Source organism: Streptomyces sp. CA-106110, assembly GCF_050936285.1.
Classification (GTDB): Bacteria; Actinomycetota; Actinomycetes; order Streptomycetales; family Streptomycetaceae; genus Streptomyces.
In genome coordinates this window covers 6739464-6757536 of the sequence record NZ_JBNJNB010000001.1, presented here as the reverse complement: position 1 = coordinate 6757536, position 18073 = coordinate 6739464, and the positions used below count along the sequence as shown (strand labels likewise).

The 18073-nt window shown below is 72.1% G+C and carries 14 protein-coding genes; 7 read left to right on the top strand and 7 right to left on the bottom strand.

The features are described 5' to 3' along the window. Window positions 1-34 precede the first annotated feature (34 nt). On the bottom strand, window positions 35-1744 hold the full coding sequence (locus ACQEXA_RS31165) for an acyclic terpene utilization AtuA family protein (protein WP_432929352.1): 1710 nt from the start codon (window positions 1742-1744) through the stop codon (window positions 35-37). Then, on the bottom strand, window positions 1741-2562 hold the full coding sequence (locus ACQEXA_RS31160) for a TIGR03084 family metal-binding protein (RefSeq protein ID WP_433131695.1): 822 nt from the start codon (window positions 2560-2562) through the stop codon (window positions 1741-1743). The genes ACQEXA_RS31165 and ACQEXA_RS31160 overlap by 4 nt, the downstream gene beginning before the upstream one ends. A 380-nt stretch (window positions 2563-2942) precedes the next feature. Between ACQEXA_RS31160 and ACQEXA_RS31155 the strand changes: the two genes are divergently transcribed. From ACQEXA_RS31155 to ACQEXA_RS31145, 3 genes are all read left to right on the top strand, one after another. Continuing rightward, a complete protein-coding gene (locus ACQEXA_RS31155) occupies window positions 2943-3077 on the top strand; it encodes a hypothetical protein (protein WP_432929356.1) in 135 nt (44 codons plus the stop codon). 189 nt (window positions 3078-3266) lie between these two features. After that, on the top strand, window positions 3267-5396 hold the full coding sequence (locus tag ACQEXA_RS31150; RefSeq protein ID WP_433131693.1) for an ABC transporter ATP-binding protein: 2130 nt from the start codon (window positions 3267-3269) through the stop codon (window positions 5394-5396). A gap of 123 nt (window positions 5397-5519) precedes the next feature. Then, window positions 5520-6473, top strand: coding sequence for an EamA family transporter (locus tag ACQEXA_RS31145; RefSeq protein ID WP_432929359.1), 954 nt, complete (start codon window positions 5520-5522; stop codon window positions 6471-6473). A 13-nt stretch (window positions 6474-6486) separates the two neighbouring features. Here ACQEXA_RS31145 and ACQEXA_RS31140 read toward each other — a convergent pair whose 3' ends face one another. Together ACQEXA_RS31140 and ACQEXA_RS31135 are read right to left on the bottom strand one after the other, a co-directional pair. Then, the gene (locus ACQEXA_RS31140; protein WP_432929361.1) at window positions 6487-7611 is read right to left on the bottom strand and encodes a lipid II:glycine glycyltransferase FemX; all 1125 of its coding nucleotides are present in this window, start codon (window positions 7609-7611) and stop codon (window positions 6487-6489) included. Between the two features lie 187 nt (window positions 7612-7798). Further along, the gene (locus ACQEXA_RS31135) at window positions 7799-10753 is read right to left on the bottom strand and encodes an FAD-linked oxidase C-terminal domain-containing protein (protein ID WP_433131691.1); all 2955 of its coding nucleotides are present in this window, start codon (window positions 10751-10753) and stop codon (window positions 7799-7801) included. Between the two features lie 291 nt (window positions 10754-11044). Between ACQEXA_RS31135 and serC the strand changes: the two genes are divergently transcribed. Beyond that, window positions 11045-12163: a phosphoserine transaminase gene (gene serC, locus ACQEXA_RS31130; protein WP_359393966.1), complete on the top strand. Its 1119-nt coding sequence runs from the start codon at window positions 11045-11047 to the stop codon at window positions 12161-12163. Window positions 12164-12229: 66 nt separating this feature from the next. Here the strand turns inward: serC and ACQEXA_RS31125 are convergent, their stop codons facing one another. Next, on the bottom strand, window positions 12230-13216 hold the full coding sequence (locus tag ACQEXA_RS31125; RefSeq protein ID WP_433131689.1) for a WD40 repeat domain-containing protein: 987 nt from the start codon (window positions 13214-13216) through the stop codon (window positions 12230-12232). Window positions 13217-13358: 142 nt separating this feature from the next. Here ACQEXA_RS31125 and ACQEXA_RS31120 point away from each other — a divergent pair, with 142 nt between their 5' ends. After that, window positions 13359-14042: a GDSL-type esterase/lipase family protein gene (locus ACQEXA_RS31120; RefSeq protein ID WP_432929368.1), complete on the top strand. Its 684-nt coding sequence runs from the start codon at window positions 13359-13361 to the stop codon at window positions 14040-14042. Window positions 14043-14117: 75 nt separating this feature from the next. Further along, entirely contained in the window at window positions 14118-15110 is a 993-nt protein-coding gene (locus ACQEXA_RS31115) for an aldo/keto reductase (RefSeq protein WP_359393959.1), read from the top strand. Window positions 15111-15265: 155 nt separating this feature from the next. Here ACQEXA_RS31115 and thpR read toward each other — a convergent pair whose 3' ends face one another. Next, window positions 15266-15859: an RNA 2',3'-cyclic phosphodiesterase gene (gene thpR, locus ACQEXA_RS31110; protein ID WP_432929370.1), complete on the bottom strand. Its 594-nt coding sequence runs from the start codon at window positions 15857-15859 to the stop codon at window positions 15266-15268. A 113-nt stretch (window positions 15860-15972) separates the two neighbouring features. Between thpR and ACQEXA_RS31105 the strand changes: the two genes are divergently transcribed. Then, on the top strand, window positions 15973-16560 hold the full coding sequence (locus ACQEXA_RS31105; RefSeq protein ID WP_432929372.1) for a Uma2 family endonuclease: 588 nt from the start codon (window positions 15973-15975) through the stop codon (window positions 16558-16560). Between the two features lie 30 nt (window positions 16561-16590). On the opposite strand, the gene ACQEXA_RS31100 is transcribed toward ACQEXA_RS31105, so the two are convergent. Then, complete coding sequence (locus ACQEXA_RS31100; protein ID WP_432929374.1) at window positions 16591-18003, bottom strand: MFS transporter; 1413 nt, start codon at window positions 18001-18003, stop codon at window positions 16591-16593. Window positions 18004-18073 lie beyond the last annotated feature (70 nt).

Below are 18073 nucleotides of genomic sequence, written 5' to 3'. Positions count from 1 at the left end.
CGGGCCTCCGGGGTGTGGGACGGGCGGGCGGCGGTCACAGGAGGGCCTCCGGCAGATCGAGGTGGCGGGCGCGCAGCCATTCGCCGAGGGCCTTGGCCTGCGGGTCGAAGCGGTACTGCGCGGCGACGCCCTCGCCGAGGAGCCCCTCGACGACGAAGTTGAGGGCGCGCAGGTTCGGCAGGACATGGCGTACGACGGTCAAGGACGCGGTTTCCGGGAGGAGTTCGCGGAAGCGGTCGACGGTGAGCGTGTGGGCGAGCCAGCGCCAGGCCTCGTCCGTGCGCACCCACACCCCGACGTTGGCGTTCCCGCCCTTGTCCCCGCTGCGGGCCCCGGCGACGAGACCGAGCGGTGCGCGCCGGGACGGACCCGGGGGCAGCGGCTCGGGCAGGGGCGGTTCCGGTACGTCGTCAAGGGCGAGGGTGCCGTGGGCCGGGACCACGGGGATCCGTCGTCCGTCGTGGAGGACGGCCTCGTGGCCGACGGCGTCACGGTCGACGTGGACCGCCTCGAAGACCCCGTAGGGGGAGCCCTTTCCCGGTGGCGCGACCAGGTGGAAGCCCGGGTAGCTCGCGAGCGCCAGTTCGACCGCCGCGCCGCTGAACGCCCGGCCCACCGCCTCCTCGGTCCGGTCCCGTACGACCAGCCGGAGCACGGCGCTCGCCGTCTCCTCGGTCGGTGCGTCGGGGTGATCGGTACGGGCCAGGTCCCAGCGGACCTCGGCGGGGTGGGACTTGGCCGCGTCCAGGGCCGCTTCCATCTGGGCCCGGACGAGCCCGGCCTTGGCCTTGATGTCGAGTCCCGTCAGCACGAAGGCGACCTCGTTCCGGAACCCGCCGAGCCGGTTCAGGCCGACCTTGAGCGTCGGGGGCGGCGCCTCCCCGCGCACCCCCTCGATACGCACCCGGTCGGGTCCCTCCTGGGTGAGTCGGACCGTGTCCAGACGGGTGGTGACGTCCGGGCCCGCATACCGGGCGCCGGCCGTCTCGTAGAGGAGTTGCGCGGTCACCGTGCCGACGTCCACGACGCCGCCGGTGCCCTCGTGCTTGGTGATGACGCTGCTGCCGTCCTCGTGGAGCTCCGCGATCGGGAAACCGGGCCGGAGCAGCCGCTCGGTCGGGTGCTCGCCGAAGAAGGCGTAGTTGCCGCCGGTGGCCTGGGCCCCGCACTCCAGGACGTGCCCGGCGGCCACCGCGCCGGCGAGCCGGTCGTACTCCTCGGCGCCCCAGCCGAAGTGGGCGGCCGCGGGCCCGGTGACGAGCGCAGCATCCGTCACCCGCCCGGTGACCACGATGTCGGCCCCCTCGCGCAGGCACGCCGCGATGCCGTGCCCGCCCAGGTAGGCGTGGGCGGCGAGGGCCCCGGGGTGGGACGCGGTGAGGTCGTCGCCCTCCACATGGGCCACGCGTGCCGGGATGCCGAGCCGGCCGGCCAGTTCCCGGACCGCGTCCGCGAGTCCGGCCGGGTTCAGGCCGCCCGCGTTCGTCACGATCCGCACGTCCCGCGCACGGGCGAGGCCCAGGCACTCCTCCAACTGGCCGAGGAACGTGCGCGCGTAGCCTCCGGCAGGGTTCTTCAGGCGGTCACGGCCGAGGATCAGCATGGTCAGCTCGGCGAGGTAGTCGCCGGTGACGACGTCGAGCGGGCCGCCGGTGAGCATCTCGCGCAGGGCGTCGAAGCGGTCGCCGTAGAACCCGGAGGCGTTGCCGATGCGGAGGGGGCGGATGGGCGTCGGGAGGGTCAACGGGACTCCCTCTCGCCTTCCGCGCCCGATGCGCCCTTGGGTGCCCGCCCCTCGCCCGGCGGTCCCGCGAACGCCTGCGCGATGTCGAGCCATCGGTCGGCGTCCGGTCCTTCGGCCCGCACCGCGAGGTCGGCGCGGTGGGCGCGCTGGGTGACCAGCAGACAGAAGTCGAGCGCCGGGCCGGTCACGCGCTGGGCGGCGTCCTCGGGCCCGTACACCCAGACGTCGCCGCCCGTGGGCGCGGCCAGCTCCACCCGGAACTCCTCGCCCGGCGCGGTCAGTCCGCGTACCGCGAAGGCGAAGTCACGCGCCCGGACGCCGATGCGCACCACATGCCGCAGCCGGTCGGTCGGGGTGCGCCGCACACCGAGCGTGTCGGCGACGTCCTGCCCGTGCGCCCAGGTCTCCATCAGCCGGCCGGTGGCCATGGAGGCGACGGACATGGGCGGTCCGTACCAGGGGAAGCGAGTGCCCAAGGGGGCGGCGCGCAGGGCGCGGTCCAGGGCGGCGCGGCCCTCCCGCCACTCGGCGAGCAGACGGGCGGACGGCAGTGCGGCCCCCTCACGCGCGGCATCGTCGACCCAGGTGCCGGGGGACGCGAGCGCCTTCTCCACCTCCACCGCGAACGCGTCCGCGTCCGTCACGGCCAGCAGGGCGGCCCGGTCCGTCCAGGCGAGGTGTGCGATCTGGTGGGCGACGGTCCAGCCGGCGGCAGGTGTGGGGAGGGCCCATCGGCTGTCCGCCAACCCGGCCACCAGCCGGTCGAGTTCCTCGCTCTCCCGGCCCAGATCGTCGATCACTGACGATGCGTCGGACACGATGCGCTCCCCTCGGGGCACGACGGTGTGCGTGGGGAGCATGGCAGCGGGCGCAGAAACAAGCAAGCGTGCTTGCATTGATTTTCCCTCGCAGGACGGAGCGAGACGGCCGCGGGCACACGGCGCGCGGGTCCGCCAGGGAACGCACAGCGTGGGCCCCGGGGAGACAACCGGCACCCAGGTTCTCAAACCAACACCCAGGCATTTCTCAGCTTTTCACAGCCCCCGTTTGCCGTTCCTTGCCGTATTTCGCACTCAGCGGCGTGTAGGTTCTTCGATGTCGGGCGGAAAAGTAATTCCCGAGACAACAACCGGGAATTCCTCCGCCGCCCGTCAGAGAATTCTCGCACCCTTGCACGCAAAAACCCCAAGGAGTCGGAATGAGCTTCAAGAAGCTTGCCCCGCTGCCCGCCAAGCCCAAGTCGAAGCAGCTCCCGCCCCCGCCGCCGCCGAAGCCGAAGAAGAAGCACACGCCGAAGCCGCTGCTCAAGCCGCTGCCCGGCCACGCCAACTGAGTTCAGCGACGGTAAGGAGGACCGACGGTGCACCGTCGGTCCTCCTCGCTTTTCTCCGCCTGTTTTCCGAGCGATTCACAGCTTGCGCCGAGCTTTTTCAAAGGGGTGACCGATCCGTATGACAGAACCTTTTCCCGGGCCCCGGTTCCATTGATCGACCGCGCCCCCGGTCACGGATTGAGGAGGGTCATGGCCCGACACAGGAGCACCGCACGGCAGGACGACGAGCACACCTGCGAGGACGACGCCGCCGAGGCCACCCCGGCCGTCCCCGCCCGTACCGCCTTCCGGCGCTTCTGGCCCCTCACCAAGGGGCTGCGAGGCCGGCTGGTGGTCGTCTGGGTGTGCACGGTGCTGGTGGCACTCGCAGAGACCGAAGCCATCCTGCTGTTCGGCGAGCTCACCGACCACGCCCTGGAGAGGGGCTCGTTGAGCGCGTTCTGGGATCCGGCCGCCGCGTGGCTGGGCATCGCGGTGGCCGGCGCGATCGTGGCGTACGCGGGCAACTCGCTGGCCGCCTGGGTGACCGAGCGCTTTGTGATGCGGCTGCGGGAGCACGTCTTCGACCACGTACAGCAGTTGCCGCCGCACTTCTTCCAACGGCACCGGCAGGGTGACCTGTTGTCCCGGCTGACCAGTGATGTGGAGGCGATCGAGACGCTGGTCGTCTCGGGCCTGGTCGGCGCGGCGTCGGCGGCCTTCAGCGCGCTCTTCTACGCGGCCGCCGCGTTCTGGCTGCGCTGGGACCTGGCCGCCGCCACCTTCGTCCTGGCCCCCTTGTTCTGGCTGGCGGCCCGGCGGTTCTCCGGCTCCATCAAGGACGTCTCGCGCGCGGGCCGGGTCGCCGACGGCGCGATCACGTCCGTTGTGGAGGAGTCGCTCGGCACCATCGTGCTGACCCAGGCGTACGGCCGCCGGGACGCCGAGCGCAGGCGGCTGAGCGTGGAGGCCACCGCCTGGTTCCGGGCCTCGGTCCGCTCGACGCGTCTCAACGAGGCGTACGAACAGCTCGTGCAGGTCATCGAGACGGTGTGCGTGCTCGCGGTGATCGGCATCGGCGCCTGGGAGATCTCCACCGGCCGGATGACCCTCGGCCGGCTCCTCGCCTTCGCCGCCTTCCTCGGCTACCTCTACCCGCCCGTCCGCGGTCTCGCCCAACTCGGTCTCACCGTCACGGCCGCCACCGCCAGCGCCGAACGGCTGATCGAGATCCTGGACGTACGGCCCTCGGTGAGCGATCCGGACCGCGCCTCGCTCGCGCCGGCCGGCCGCCCCGACGGCGCCGTCGAGGTGCGCGACGTCTCCTTCCGCTACCCCGGCGCGGACAGGACGGCACTGGAGAGCCTGTCGTTCTCGGTACGGCCCGGCGAGCTGGTGATCGTCACCGGGCCGAGCGGCGCGGGCAAGTCCACGGTCTCCAGGATGCTGCTGCGCTTCTACGACCCCGACTCCGGCGCGATCCTCCTCGACGGGACCCCGATCAGCGCGTTCCCGCTGGCCCGGCTGCGCGAGTACATCACGCTGCTGCCTCAGGAGACCCTCGTCCTGCACGACACCGTCCGCGCGAACATCGCCTGCGGGCGGCCCGGCGCCGGCGACCAGGCGATCTTCGAGGCGGCGCAGGCGGCCGACGCGCACGACTTCGTCATGAGGCTGCCCGCTGGCTACGAGACCGAGGTCGATCCGAACGCGGCCCGGCTCTCCGGTGGGCAGCTCCAGCGCCTGGCGATCGCGCGCGCCATTCTGCGCGACGCGCCGGTCCTCGTCCTGGACGAGCCGACCACCGGACTGGACGCGATGGCCGCGCGCCGGGTCGTCAAGCCGCTGCGGCGCCTGATGGCCGGCCGCACCACGATCATGATCACGCACGATCTCAACCTGGCGCCCGACGCCGACCGCATCCTCGTCGTCGACCAGGGCCGCATCGTCGAGACGGGCCGCCACGAGGAGCTGCTGGCCCGGGGCGGGGCGTACTCCCGTCTGCACCACTCGCAGAACAACGCGCTGATGGACACGGGGGAGCTGCGGCTTCCGCTGTTCCCGCAGACGGCGGGGCCCGCAGATGGCGCACTCCTGGGCACCCCGATGGAGTACGCGGACGGGGTACCGGTGGGCCACCGGACCCTCGACGGCGACCACATCGGCCAGGCCTTCACCCCGAACGGTGTGCCCGCCGCGTACCACGGAGACCGGCGGGCCGATCCGTACGCCGTGCTCCAGCCCCCGGACGCCCCGGACCACGCATCCGGCGCCGCCCCCGGCCAACGGGCGGACGGCCGCCCGCTGTTCCGCGACGGGACGCCCTGGTACGGCATCTGACGCGCCCGCGACGCCACCCGTACAGGCGCATAAAGGGTTCACACGCCTGACTGAGTCCATTACCCTGGACCGTCAGGTGCACCATGCTGAACAAACTCCGCGTCGACTCCTCTGGAAGGCCCCGTGAACACGCCCAGCGCCGCCCCCTCCACCCCGGCTGCCGCGACCGGACCGGCTCCCGCGCACCCGGCGCCCGGCGGACCGCGCCTGCTGGGCGGCTCCCTGGGTCCCGTGGGCCTGGTGCTCGCCGGAGGCATCTCCGTCCAGTTCGGCGGGGCACTCGCGGTGACCCTGATGCCCCGTGCGGGCGCTCTCGGTGTGGTCACCCTGCGGCTCGTCGTCGCGGCCGTGGTGCTGCTTCTCGTCTGCCGGCCGCGGCTGCGCGGGCACTCGCGCGCCGACTGGGGCACGGTCGTCGTCTTCGGTATCACCATGGCCGCGATGAACGGCCTCTTCTACCAGGCCGTGAACCGCATCGCGCTGGGGCCCGCCGTCACCCTGGAGGTCCTCGGCCCGCTAGCCCTGTCCGTACTCGCCTCCCGGCGGGCGGTGAACCTCATCTGGGCGGGCCTCGCGCTGGCCGGCGTCTTCCTGCTGGGCGGCGGGGGCTTCGGGCACATGGACCCGGCGGGCGTGGCCTTCGCGCTCTCCGCGGGCGCGATGTGGGCGGGGTACATCGTCTTCAGCGCCCGTACGGGCCGGCGGTTCCCGCAGGCCGACGGGCTCGCGCTCGCGATGGCCGTCGCGGCGGTGCTGTTCGTGCCGCTGGGGATCGCCGAATCGGGCTCCAAACTGCTCGTGCCGACGACGGTCGGGCTCGGCGCGGCCGTGGCGATGCTCTCCTCGGTCCTCCCCTACACCCTGGAGCTCCTCGCCCTGCGCCGTCTGCCCGCCTCCACCTTCGCGGTCCTGATGAGCCTGGAACCGGCGCTCGCGGCGACCGCGGGCTTCCTCGTCCTCGGCCAGTCCCTGACCGCGAGTCAGACGGTGGCCATCGTCCTGGTCATCGCGGCGAGCATGGGCGCGGTCCGGACGCAGGTCGGGCGGGGCAAGGTGCCGGCGGAACCGGAGGCGTAGAGCACGGCGACGCTCACCGGCGCGACATGTAGAGACCCAGCGCCCTGTGCAGCAGCCGGTTGAGCGGGAGATCCCACTCGCCCAGGTACTCCACCGCGTGCCCGCCCGTGCCGGTCTTGAACCGGAGCAGGCCCAGCAGGGGGTCGGCCTCGTCCAGAGTGTCGGAGATGCCGCGCAGGTCGTAGACGGCGGCGCCGCTGCCATGGGCGTCGGTCATCATGCGCCACTGGATCGCGTTGCTCGGCTGGACCTCGCGCCGGCGGGCGGTGGAGGCGCCGTACGAGTACCAGACGTGTGTGCCGACCGTCAGCATCGTCGCGGCGGCCAGGACGTCGCCGTCGTGGTGGGCGAGGTAGAGCCGCATGCGGTCCGGGTCCTCCGCGGTCAGCGCGGCCCACATCCGCTGGAAGTAGGGCAGCGGGCGCGGGATGAAGCGGTCGCGCTCGGCGGTCTCCGCATAGAGGGCGTGGAAGACCGGCAGGTCGTCGTATCCGCCCTGGACCACCTTCACGCCCGCCTTCTCGGCCTTCTTCACATTGCGCCGCCACTGCTGGTTGAGGCCGCTCCGGACGTCCTCCAGCGTCCGTCCCTCGAGCGGCACCTGGAAGACGTAGCGGGGCTGACCCGCCGCGAAGCCGTCCTCGCCGCCCGCTCCCGTCTGCCGCCAGCCCATGCGGCGCAGCCGGTCCGCGACCTCCATGGCGCGCGGCTCGTGCTCGGTCGCCGGCACCTCCCCGAGCCGCCGGGCGTGCGGGTCCGCGATGGCCGCCTTGACGGCGTCCGCGCTCCAGCGGCGGACGACCACCGGAGGGCCCATCCTCACCGAGAAGGCCCCACGGCTCCTCAGATGCGCGACCATCGGCCGGAGCCACCGGTCGAGGTCCGGCGCATACCAGTCGATCACCGGGCCCTCGGGCAGATACGCCAGACACCGCTTGAGCCTCGGCAGCGGGCGGAGCAGGACCAGGCCCACACCGACCGGCCACCCACCGCCCTCCTCGAACCAGCCGAGGCTCTCCGCGTGCCAGTCCGGCTTCACGTCTCCCCACGACGGCACCTGCATATGGCTGACCGACGGACGCGAGGCGACGAACTCCAGGTGCTCCTCGCGGGGGATCGGGCGGATGCGGAGGGTCATGCGGAGCTCCTCGGATGGTGGACGGCACGTCGACGCCGATACGGACGCGGCCGGCCCGGAATCCGGTTCAGGACACCGGGGGTCCGTCACCGGCCGGGCCGAGGGGCACGCTCAGCCCCGCTTCTTCATCCTTCCGGGCAGCTCCGGTGCCGCCACGTCGTCCGCGTGGAGTTCACCGCGTTGGTCGTCACCTGCCGGTCCCCTCCAGCCCCTCCGCCAGCACCTCGGCCAGATGCCGCGCGCGGCGGCCCGCGAGCTGCTCCATCTGGGTACGGCAGGAGAATCCGTCCGCGAGGAGGACCGCGCCCTGAGGAGCCGACCGCACCGCGGGCAGCAGGCGCTCCTCCGCGACGGCCCGCGACACCTCGAAGTGGCCCTTCACGAAGCCGAAGTCGCCCGCGAGTCCGCAGCAGCCGCCTTCCAGTTCTCCGGTGAGGCCCGCCGCCTCGCGCAGCCGGCGGTCGGCCGTGTCGCCCAGGACCGCGTGCTGGTGGCAGTGGGTCTGGCCGACCACCGGGCGGTCCACCGCGGGAGGAGTCCAGCCGGGGGCCAGGCCCTCCAGGGCCTCCGCGAACGTGAACACTCCGGAGGCGAGAGCGGCCGCCCGCGGGTCGTCGTGCAGCAGCTCCGGCAGATCGGTGCGGAGCGCCGCCGCACAGCTCGGTTCGAGGACGACCACCGGGAGACCCTCCTCCAGCACCGGTTCCATCAGGTCGAGCGTGCGGCGCAGAACGGTGCGGGCCCGGTCCAGCTGGCCCGTGGAGACATAGGTCAGGCCACAGCAGACCCGGCCGCGACGGGCCGCCGGCCGTGCGCCGCCGTCCCGTGCCGAACGCGCGCGTGCCGTCGGCGGCAGGACCGGTCTCAGTCCCGCCGCCTCCAGCACGCGCACGGCCGCCTTGCCCACCGCCGGGGACAGATGCTCCGTGAAGGTGTCGGGCCACAGGACAAGCCGCGGTCCGCCACCCGCCTCGGTGCGCGTCCGTCCGTCCCACCACCGGCTGAAGGTCTCCTCGGCCAGCCGCGGAATCCCCCGCTCGGGTGCGACGCCGCCCAGCCGCCTGCCCAGCGCCGCCAACGGCCCGGCGGATGCGAGGGCGTTGACGACCGGCGCCGTGCGCGTACGGGCGACCGCCCGCAGCCACACCGGCAGCCACCCCATCGCGTAGTGCGCGGCCGGTCTGCGCCGCCCCGCGTAGTGGTGGTGCAGGAACTCCGCCTTGTACGTGGCCATGTCGACGCCGACCGGGCAGTCCGTGCGGCAGCCCTTGCAGGACAGGCACAGGTCCAGGGCGTCCCGCACCTCGGTCGACCGCCAGCCTTCGGTGACCACCTCGCCCGCCAGCATCTCGTGCAGCAGCCGGGCCCGCCCGCGTGTGGAGTGCTCCTCCTCGCCCGTCACCCGGAAGGAGGGGCACATCACGTCCGTCCCGGACACCGTCGTGGTACGGCACTTGGCGACGCCCACGCACCGGCGCACCGCGGCCGAGAAGTCGCCGCCGTCCGCGGGGTAGCCGAAGGCGACCTCGACCGGCTCGCGGGGCAGGACCGCGAACCTCAGGTTCTCGTCGAGCCGGGCCGGGCGCACCAGCATCCCCGGGTTGAGCAGGTCGTCCGGGTCCCAGACGGCCTTGGCCCGCTCGAAGAGGGCGACCAGTTCCGGTCCGTACATCTTCGGCAGCAGCTCCGCCCGCGCCTGGCCGTCGCCGTGCTCCCCGGAGAGCGAGCCGCCGTGGGAGACGACCAGGTCCGCGATGTCCTCGGAGAAGCGGCGGAAACGGGCGATACCCGCATCGGTCAGCAGGTCGAAGTCGATGCGGACGTGGATGCAGCCGTCCCCGAAGTGGCCGTACGGCCGCCCGCGCAGACCGTGGTCGGCCAGCAGGCGTCTGAAGTCCCGGAGATACGGGCCGAGTCGGGCCGGCGGCACCGCGCAGTCCTCCCAGCCGGGCCAGGCCTCCGTACCTCCCGGGGCCCCCGTCCCGGAGGTGTCCGCGGGGATCCGCGTGGCCGTACCGCTCGCGTCCTCGCGCAGGCGCCACAGCGCACGCTGTGCCGCCGGGTCCGTGACCACCAGGGAGTCCGTCGCGTCGGCCGCCCGGACGATGGCCTCCGCATGCGCGCGTGCCTCCGGCGCGCTCGCTCCGCCCACCTCCACGAACAGCCAGGCGCCACCGCGCGGCAGCCCCGCCGACGGCGGCACGAGGTCGGCGGCCATGCCCTCCAGCGTCAGCGGGCCTTCCCAGCCCCCGACTTCGCCCGAGCGGGGGGACCGCGACGGCCGCAGTCCTGCCGCGGCCTGGGCCGCCGCGCTCTCGTCCCCGTACGCCAGCACGGCGAGCGCATGCGCGCGGGGTGCCTCGACGAGGTCCACGACCGCCTCGGTCAGCACGCCCAGCGTGCCCTCCGAACCGCAGAGGGAACGCGCCACGTCCGCGCCCTTCTCCGGCAGCAGCGCGTCCAGCGCGTACCCGGAGATACGGCGCGGCAGCTCCGGATACCCCGTGCGCAGCAGCGCCAACTCGCCCTCCACGAGGGAGCGCAGACCCTCCGGGGCGCCCCGCCAGTCGCGGCCGGGGGTCAGCGCGGCGCCCCGCGCGGTCAGCACCGACAGCTCGCGCACGTTGTCCGCCGTGGTGCCCCAGGCCACCGAGTGGGAGCCGCATGCGTTGTTGCCGATCATCCCGCCCAAGGTGCAACGGCTGTGCGTGGAGGGGTCCGGGCCGAAGCGCAGGCCGTGCGGCGCGGCGGCCTCCTGAAGACGGTCCAGGACCACGCCCGGCTGCACCACCGCCGTGCGTGCACCGGGATCCAGGGACACGATCCTGTTCATGTGCCGGGTGAAGTCGAGGACCACGCCTGTGCCCGTGGCCTGCCCGGCGATCGACGTGCCGCCGCCGCGGGCGACCACCGGCACTCCGTGCGCCCGGCACACGTTCAGCGCCGCGGCCACGTCGTCGGCGTCCCGGGGGGCCACCACACCGAGCGGCACCCGTCGGTAGTTGGACGCGTCCATGGTGTGCAGCGCCCGCGCCGCCGTACCGAACTCGACCGCGCCGCGCATCGCCGCGCGCAGCCGCGCACCCAGCGCGCCGACGTCCACGCCCGCCGGCCCGTGCCCTCGTCCACCTGGATCCGTCATGCTTCCCAGCATGCCTCCCCTCACTGACAGTGACCGTCCGGGATCACGCCGATACCGTCTCGTGAGCCGGCGCCGACACAGAACGAACCGAGCCGAATCGCCATCGGCTGATCATTCGGCCCGTCATGGGTCCCCCGCTCGAGGGAAGCCGCGCGTGGGGGAGTTCGCGGGCAGGGCAGTTCGGGCCACGGCCGGGGCCTGGGGTGCGGCCTCCCGCGGACCGCCGACAGCCACGTCTCATCGAATGGATACGCTTCGCCCGGGTTTCGCGAAACGGATACGCTCCCCTGCGTGGCTGACATCCAGATTCCTGCTGACCTCAAGCCCGCTGACGGCCGTTTCGGCGCGGGTCCCTCCAAGGTGCGGGTGGAGGCGCTGGACGCCCTCGCCGCCACGGGTAGCTCCCTGCTCGGCACGTCCCACCGCCAGGCCCCGGTCAAGAACCTGGTCGGCAAGGTACGCGAGGGCGTCCGCGAGCTCTTCCAGCTCCCCGACGGCTACGAGGTCATCCTCGGCAACGGCGGCTCCACCGCGTTCTGGGACATCGCGACCCACGGTCTGATCGAGAACAAGTCGCAGCACCTCAGCTTCGGCGAGTTCTCCTCCAAGTTCGCGAAGGCGGCGAAGCTCGCCCCGTGGCTCGCGGAGCCCACGGTCATCTCATCCGACCCGGGCACGCACCCTCAGGCGGGGGCGGAGGAGGGCGTCGACGTCTACGCCCTCACCCACAACGAGACGTCGACGGGCGTCGCGATGCCGATCAGGCGCGTCGAGGGGGCGGACCCCGGGTCCCTGGTCCTCGTGGACGCCACCTCCGGCGCCGGCGGTCTCCCCGTCGACATCGCCGAGACGGACGTCTACTACTTCGCCCCGCAGAAGTCCTTCGCCTCCGACGGCGGCCTGTGGATCGGGATCTTCTCGCCGGCCGCACTCGAGCGCGCCGAGCGCATCCACGCCTCCGGGCGCCACGTGCCGGAGTTCTTCAGCCTCCCCACGGCGATCGACAACTCCCGTAAGAACCAGACGTACAACACCCCGGCCCTCGCCACCCTGTTCCTGCTCAACGAGCAGGTGGAGTGGCTGAACGGCCAGGGCGGCCTGGACTTCGCGGTCCGCCGCACGGCCACCTCCGCGCGCACGCTCTACGGCTGGGCCGAGGACGTGAAGTTCGCGACCCCGTTCGTCGCCGACCCGGCCAAGCGCTCGCAGGTCATCGGCACGATCGACTTCTCCGACGAGGTCGACGCCGCGGCCGTCGCCAAGGTGCTGCGCGCCAACGGCATCGTGGACACCGAGCCGTACCGCAAACTCGGCCGCAACCAGCTGCGCATCGCGATGTTCCCGGCGATCGACCCGGCGGACGTCGAGGCGCTGACGAAGTGTGTGGACTACGTGATCGAGAAGCTCTGACCTGTCGCCGCGTCACCGAGGGGCGCTCCGGTACTCACCGGGGCGCCCCTCGCGCATGCCTGACGGTCAGCGGGGGCCGCGGCGCAGCAGCCGTTTGAGGCCGAAGACGAGGACGAAGCCGACGGCGAGCACCAGGGCGCCGACCTTGTAGTCGGCTTTCATGGCCGCTCTCCCGCTGGCGTCGCCCTGCGCACTCTCCTTCCCGGACGGCGACTTGGAGCCGCCGGCGCCCTGCCGGTAGGGCACGCCCTCGGCCTGCACGTCGCTGTCGGTGCCCTCGCTGCCGTACAGGAGCTGCGACCCGTCGGTGGTGTACGTGACCGACTCGCCCTGCCGCTGCAGGGGCACCTCGAGCCGGCCCTGCCGCTTGATGTGCCCGTCGTTCCACGCGTACGCGATGCCGCCGAAGTAGCCGCGCACGGCGAGTTGCCCGCCGTCCGGTGAGAAAGCGGCGTCGGTGGCCCACAGGTCGACGGTGGCGACGGGCCGGAAGACGTTCGTCCCGGTGGACGACAGCTCGGCCGGGCCCTCGTAGAGGTGCCCGCCTTCCTCCTTCTTGTCGATGATGTAGACGCGCCCCGTCTTGGGGTGCACCACGAGGGACTCCGCGTCCCGGGGCCCGTTCGAGTACTTCACCACGTACTGGGTGGCGCGGACCGTCTGGTCCTTGAGCACCTTGGGCTCGGGCAGCTTGTAGATCCACACGTACGGCCAGGTGCCGCCGAGGTTGTCGCCGATGTCCCCGACGTAGATCTGGTTCCCCGGGCCGATGGAGATGGCCTCGACGTCGCGCGGTGTGCCGACGCCGCGGAGGGTGACGGTGGCGACCGTCTTCCCGGTGCGGCCGTCCACGGCGTAGATGTACGGGCCGTCGTCGCTGTCGTTGTGGGTCCAGTAGATGCCCGGGTGCAGCCGTGAGGCGGCGAGCCCGCTGGACTCGGTGATGCGGGGGTCCGTGATGGTGAAGCCGCCGCCGTCACCGGCGGCGGAGGCGGGCGCGGCGAGCGCACCGATGAGAAGGGCCCCGGCAAGGAACGCGAGCGATCGACGCATGCCCTCAAGCCTGCCATCCGCGGGCCCGTTCATCGGCCTCCTTGATCAACACAGCCGATTTCCACCGTGCGTGTCGATCCTCACACCCGCCCCGCCCCATACGTCCTCCCTGCGTCCGAGGACGATCGTCCATGATGAGCGGATGCTCAGGTTCATGCCCGTAGGCGATTCCATGACGATCGGGAGCGCGGGCGAACACACATGGCGCTACCGGCTGTGGCAGCACCTGTGCGCGACGCACGGCGGCCCGTTCTCGCTCGTGGGGCCGCGCGAGACACTCCATGACAAGGCGACGGACGCGCCGACGTCGTACGCCTACGCCGAACCCGGCTTCCCGCGGGCCCATCTGGCGGGCTGGGGCGAGGGCTGGTTCCACATGGTGCCGCTGATCGCCGACGCCGTACGGGAGTCGCGCGCAGATGTGCTGCTGGTCTCGCTGGGCCTGATCGACCTGGGCTTCTACACGAACGCGGAACAGACCGCGGAGAACGTGAGCAGATTCGTGGCCGAGGCCCGCACGGCGAACCCGCGCATCCGCATGGTCCTGCTCCCCGTGATCCCGAACATCCGGGCCGAGGCTGACGACTCGTTCGCGACCCAGGTGACCCTCTTCAACGAGCTTCTGGCGAAGGCGGTGGCGGATCTGGACGAGCCCCGCTCGCCGCTTCTGCTCACCTCGATCCCCCGGTCGTACGACTTCCACCGGGACACCTACGACGGCACGCACCCGAACGCGAGCGGCGAGCACAAGATCGCGGAGGCGTTCGCGGGGGCGATGTGGGAGGCATGGGGGGTCGGGCACACGTACGCGGCCGGAACAGGCTGACTCGATCCCGGCGTCCCCTGCTCACGGTGCGGCTCCCTTGCCTAGAGCGCACTCCACGCATTTGGCTAGGCAGTCATGAAGTACACGCAGCTCGGACGCACAGGACTCAAGGTCAGCCGGCTCGTCCTCGGGACCATGAACTTCGGCCCGCAGACCGACGAGGCCGACAGCCACTCGATCATGGACGCGGCGCTGGACGCGGGCATCAACTTCTTCGACACCGCCAACGTGTACGGCTGGGGCGAGAACAAGGGCCGCACCGAGAGCATCATCGGCAACTGGTTCGCCAAGGGCGGTGACCGGCGCGACAAGGTCGTCCTCGCCACCAAGGTCTACGGCAACATGGCCGCGGACGGCGACGCCTGGCCCAACCACGACAAACTCTCCGCCCTCAACATCCGGCGGGCGGTCGACGCCAGCCTCCAGCGGCTGCAGACCGACCACATCGACCTGTACCAGTTCCACCACATCGACCGGCGGACCCCCTTCGAGGAGATCTGGCAGGCCATCGACGTCCTGGTGCAGCAGGGCAAGATCCTCTACGCCGGATCCAGCAACTTCCCCGGATACAAGATCGCCCAGGCCAACGAGATCGCCGCGCGCCGGCACGGCACGATCGGCCTCGTCAGCGAGCAGTGCCTCTACAACCTCGCCGAGCGTCGAGCCGAGATGGAGGTGATCCCGGCCGCGCAGGACTACGGGCTCGGGGTCATCCCGTGGTCGCCGCTGCACGGCGGGCTGCTCGGCGGCGTCATCAAGAAGGAGGTCGAGGGCGGCCGCCGCGCCACGGGCCGCTCCGCCGACGCCCTGGCCAACACCTCCGTGCGGGCACAGGTCCAGGCCTACGAGGACCTGCTCGACAAGCACGGCGTCGAACCCGGTGAGGCAGCCCTCGCCTGGCTGCTGACCCGTCCCGGTGTCACCGGCCCCATCGTCGGCCCGCGCACCGCCGGGCAACTGGAGTCGGCCCTGCGGGCGGTGGAGCTGGAGCTGTCCGAGGAGCTGCTGGCCGGGCTGGACGACATCTTCCCGGGTCCGGGGCCGTCCCCGGAGGCGTTCGCCTGGTGAGCTCGCACGGCTCCCGGTAGGCCGGGCCGGCCGCGCTCCGCATCACCTGCCGAGCGCGGCCGCCACGGCTACGACGGCGAACAGCAGCACAAGCGCACCGGCCATGATCTGGTTCCGTGTTTTCGGGTCCACTCTTCGAGACTAACCGGCACGCTCTAGGAACCGTCCGCCGGACCATGCCCCGCGCGCCCGAGCGGCCAGCGGGCGACCGGCTCGTAGCGGGGCTGCTCACCGGGCACGCCGGACCTCGGCAGGTTGCTGCGGACCAGGACCAGCTCGTCCACCGTCCAGGTACTGCTGCGGAAGTCGCGCAGGGTCTCGACATACGGCCGCGCATCCACCGCGTCACGGCTGCGCGCCACCGTCAGGTGGGCCTTGTAGCGGCGGTGCTCCCCCATGGATACGCCCGCCTTGCGCGCCGCCGCCTCGGAGCGGTCGGCCAGCAGCCCCAGGGTCGGCAGGTCGCCCTCGGCGCCCGCCCACACTGCCCGCCCGTGCCCGAACTGCCCGCCGCCCCGCAACGCGAGCGGGAAGGACGGCGTACGGCGTGCCACGCTCTCCAGGCGCGCCGAGAGCTCCGGTAGGACCTCCTCGTCGACCTCCCCGTAGAAGGCCAGCGTGAAGTGCCAGCCGGGCCGGCCGGTCCAGCGCAGTGCGTCCGCCCCGGGCAGCCGCTTCAACTCGGCCACCTCACGGGCGAGCTCGTCGGTGACGTCTTCCGGTGGCAGGAGCGCGACGAAGAGTCTCATGGGACCAGTCTCCCCGGGGTGCCCTTGAAGGTCCGGGCGTGTCCTGGTCACCGTGCGTATCGTTGTACCGCGCGACTGCATGCAAACAGGCAGCAGCGCGGAGGAGCGGCACAGTGACTGTTCTGGCAGACAGGATCGAGATGGCCGACCAGGGCGAGGAGCTCAGCCTCGACACTATGTTCGACTGGCTGGAGCGGATGCACATCCCCGAGGGTTTCAAGACCGAGATCGTCGAGGGGGGCATCTTCGTGACGCCGCAGTGGGCCACGCACTGGCAAACCATCCTGGACATTGCCGAACAACTGCGCGCCAAGTACCCGCGGAGGAGCGTGCAATCAGACGTCCGCATCGACTACCCCGGTCATCTCAACGGCTTCGCGTCCGACGTCGTGGCGTTCGCGAAAGACGCCCGGGGGGACGCCAAGGGCCGCTGGCGTCACCAGGACGTCGAGTTCGTCGCCGAGGTGATCTCGAGGGACACCGCCCGCAACGACCACGGGCCGAAGAAGGCCGCCTACGCCGCCGCCGAGGTGCCGGTGTACCTGATCGTGGATCCGTACACCGGCACCTGGCATCTGCACACCCTGCCGAAGGACGGCGCATACCGCGGCGAGCTCACCCTGGACTTCGGCGAGGAGATCGACCTGACCGGGACCGTGGCGGGGCTGGTCCTCAAGACGGACGAGTTCCCTCGCGACTGACCCCCGGCCCACAGGGGCCAGGGGCCCGCTCTACGCCGCCGTCGCCAGCTCCTCCCGCCGCTCGCTCGGGACGAAGCGGACCTCCGGGCGGCCGCGGTTCCAGCCGACCGACAGGCGCAGCCCGCCGACCCGGGCCAGGACCAGGCCGATCGTGACGGCCGCCGCGGCCGAGACGGCACCGCCGAGGGCGAAGCCGACCCGCGGGCCCCAGGTGTCCGTGATCCAGCCGACCAGGGGCGCGCCCAGCGGCGTACCGCCCATGAAGACCATCATGAACAGGGCCATGACGCGGCCGCGCATCGCCGGGTCCGTGCCCATCTGGACAGTCGTGTTCGCGGTGACGTTCACGGTCAGACCGAAGATCCCTATCGGGACCATCAGCAGCGCGAACAGCCACAGCGACGGGGCCCCGGCCGCCACGATCTCCAGCACGCCGAAGGCGGCCGCCGCCGCGATCAGCACACGCAGCCGGGCCGCGCCGCGGCGGGCGGCGAGCAGCGCACCGGTCAGCGAGCCGAGCGCCATCAGCGTGTTGAAGAGGCTGTAGGCGCCGGCGCCCGCGTGGAAGACATGCCCCGCGTACGCCGACAGCCACACCGGGAAGTTGAAGCCGAAGGTGCCGATGAAGCCGACCAGGACGATCGGCCAGAGCAGCTCCGGTCGCCCGGCCACATAGTGCAGGCCCTCACGGAGCTGGCCCTTGCCGCGCGGGGCGCGCTCCACCGTGTGCAGCTCACGGGCCCGCATCAGCAGCAGGCCGGCGATGGGGGCGAGGAAGGACAGTCCGTTGAACAGGAAGGCCCAGCCCGTGCCGACGCCGGTGATCAGGACACCGGCCACCGCTGGGCCCACCAGACGGGCGGACTGGAAGTTCGCCGAGTTCAGGCTGACCGCGTTCTGCAGCTGTCCGGGGCCGACCATCTCGGAGACGAAGGACTGGCGGGCCGGGTTGTCCACGACCGTGGCGAGTCCCACGGCGAAGGCCGCGAGGTAGACGTGCCAGACCCGGACGTCGCCGGAGAGGGTGAGGAAGGCGAGGACGATGCCCGTGGCACCCATCGCCGACTGCGTGACCAGCAGCGCCGGGCGCTTGGGGAAGCGGTCGACGAGAACGCCGCCGTACAGGCCGAAGAGCAGCATCGGCAGGAACTGCAGCGCCGTGGTGACACCCACGGCGGCGGAGGAGCCGGTCAGGCTCAGCACCAGCCAGTCCTGGGCGATGCGCTGCATCCATGTGCCGGTGTTGGAGACGACCTGGCCGAGGAAGAAGAGCCGGTAGTTGCGCACGCGCAGCGAGCTGAACATGGAAGAGGTGCGGGGCTTCGCCCGTTCGACGGGCTCGGCGCTCCCGGCGGGGGTGGGGGCCTGGTCGGTCTCGTGGATGGACGGGGAGTCGTGGGTGGCTGGTGCGGGGGCGGAAGCTGCTCCGGTTCCCGAACTCAAAAGGGTTCGCCTCCTTGCGATGACGGCTTCGTGCGTACGCGGGTGGGGGCCGCGTCTGTCATGGGTGCGC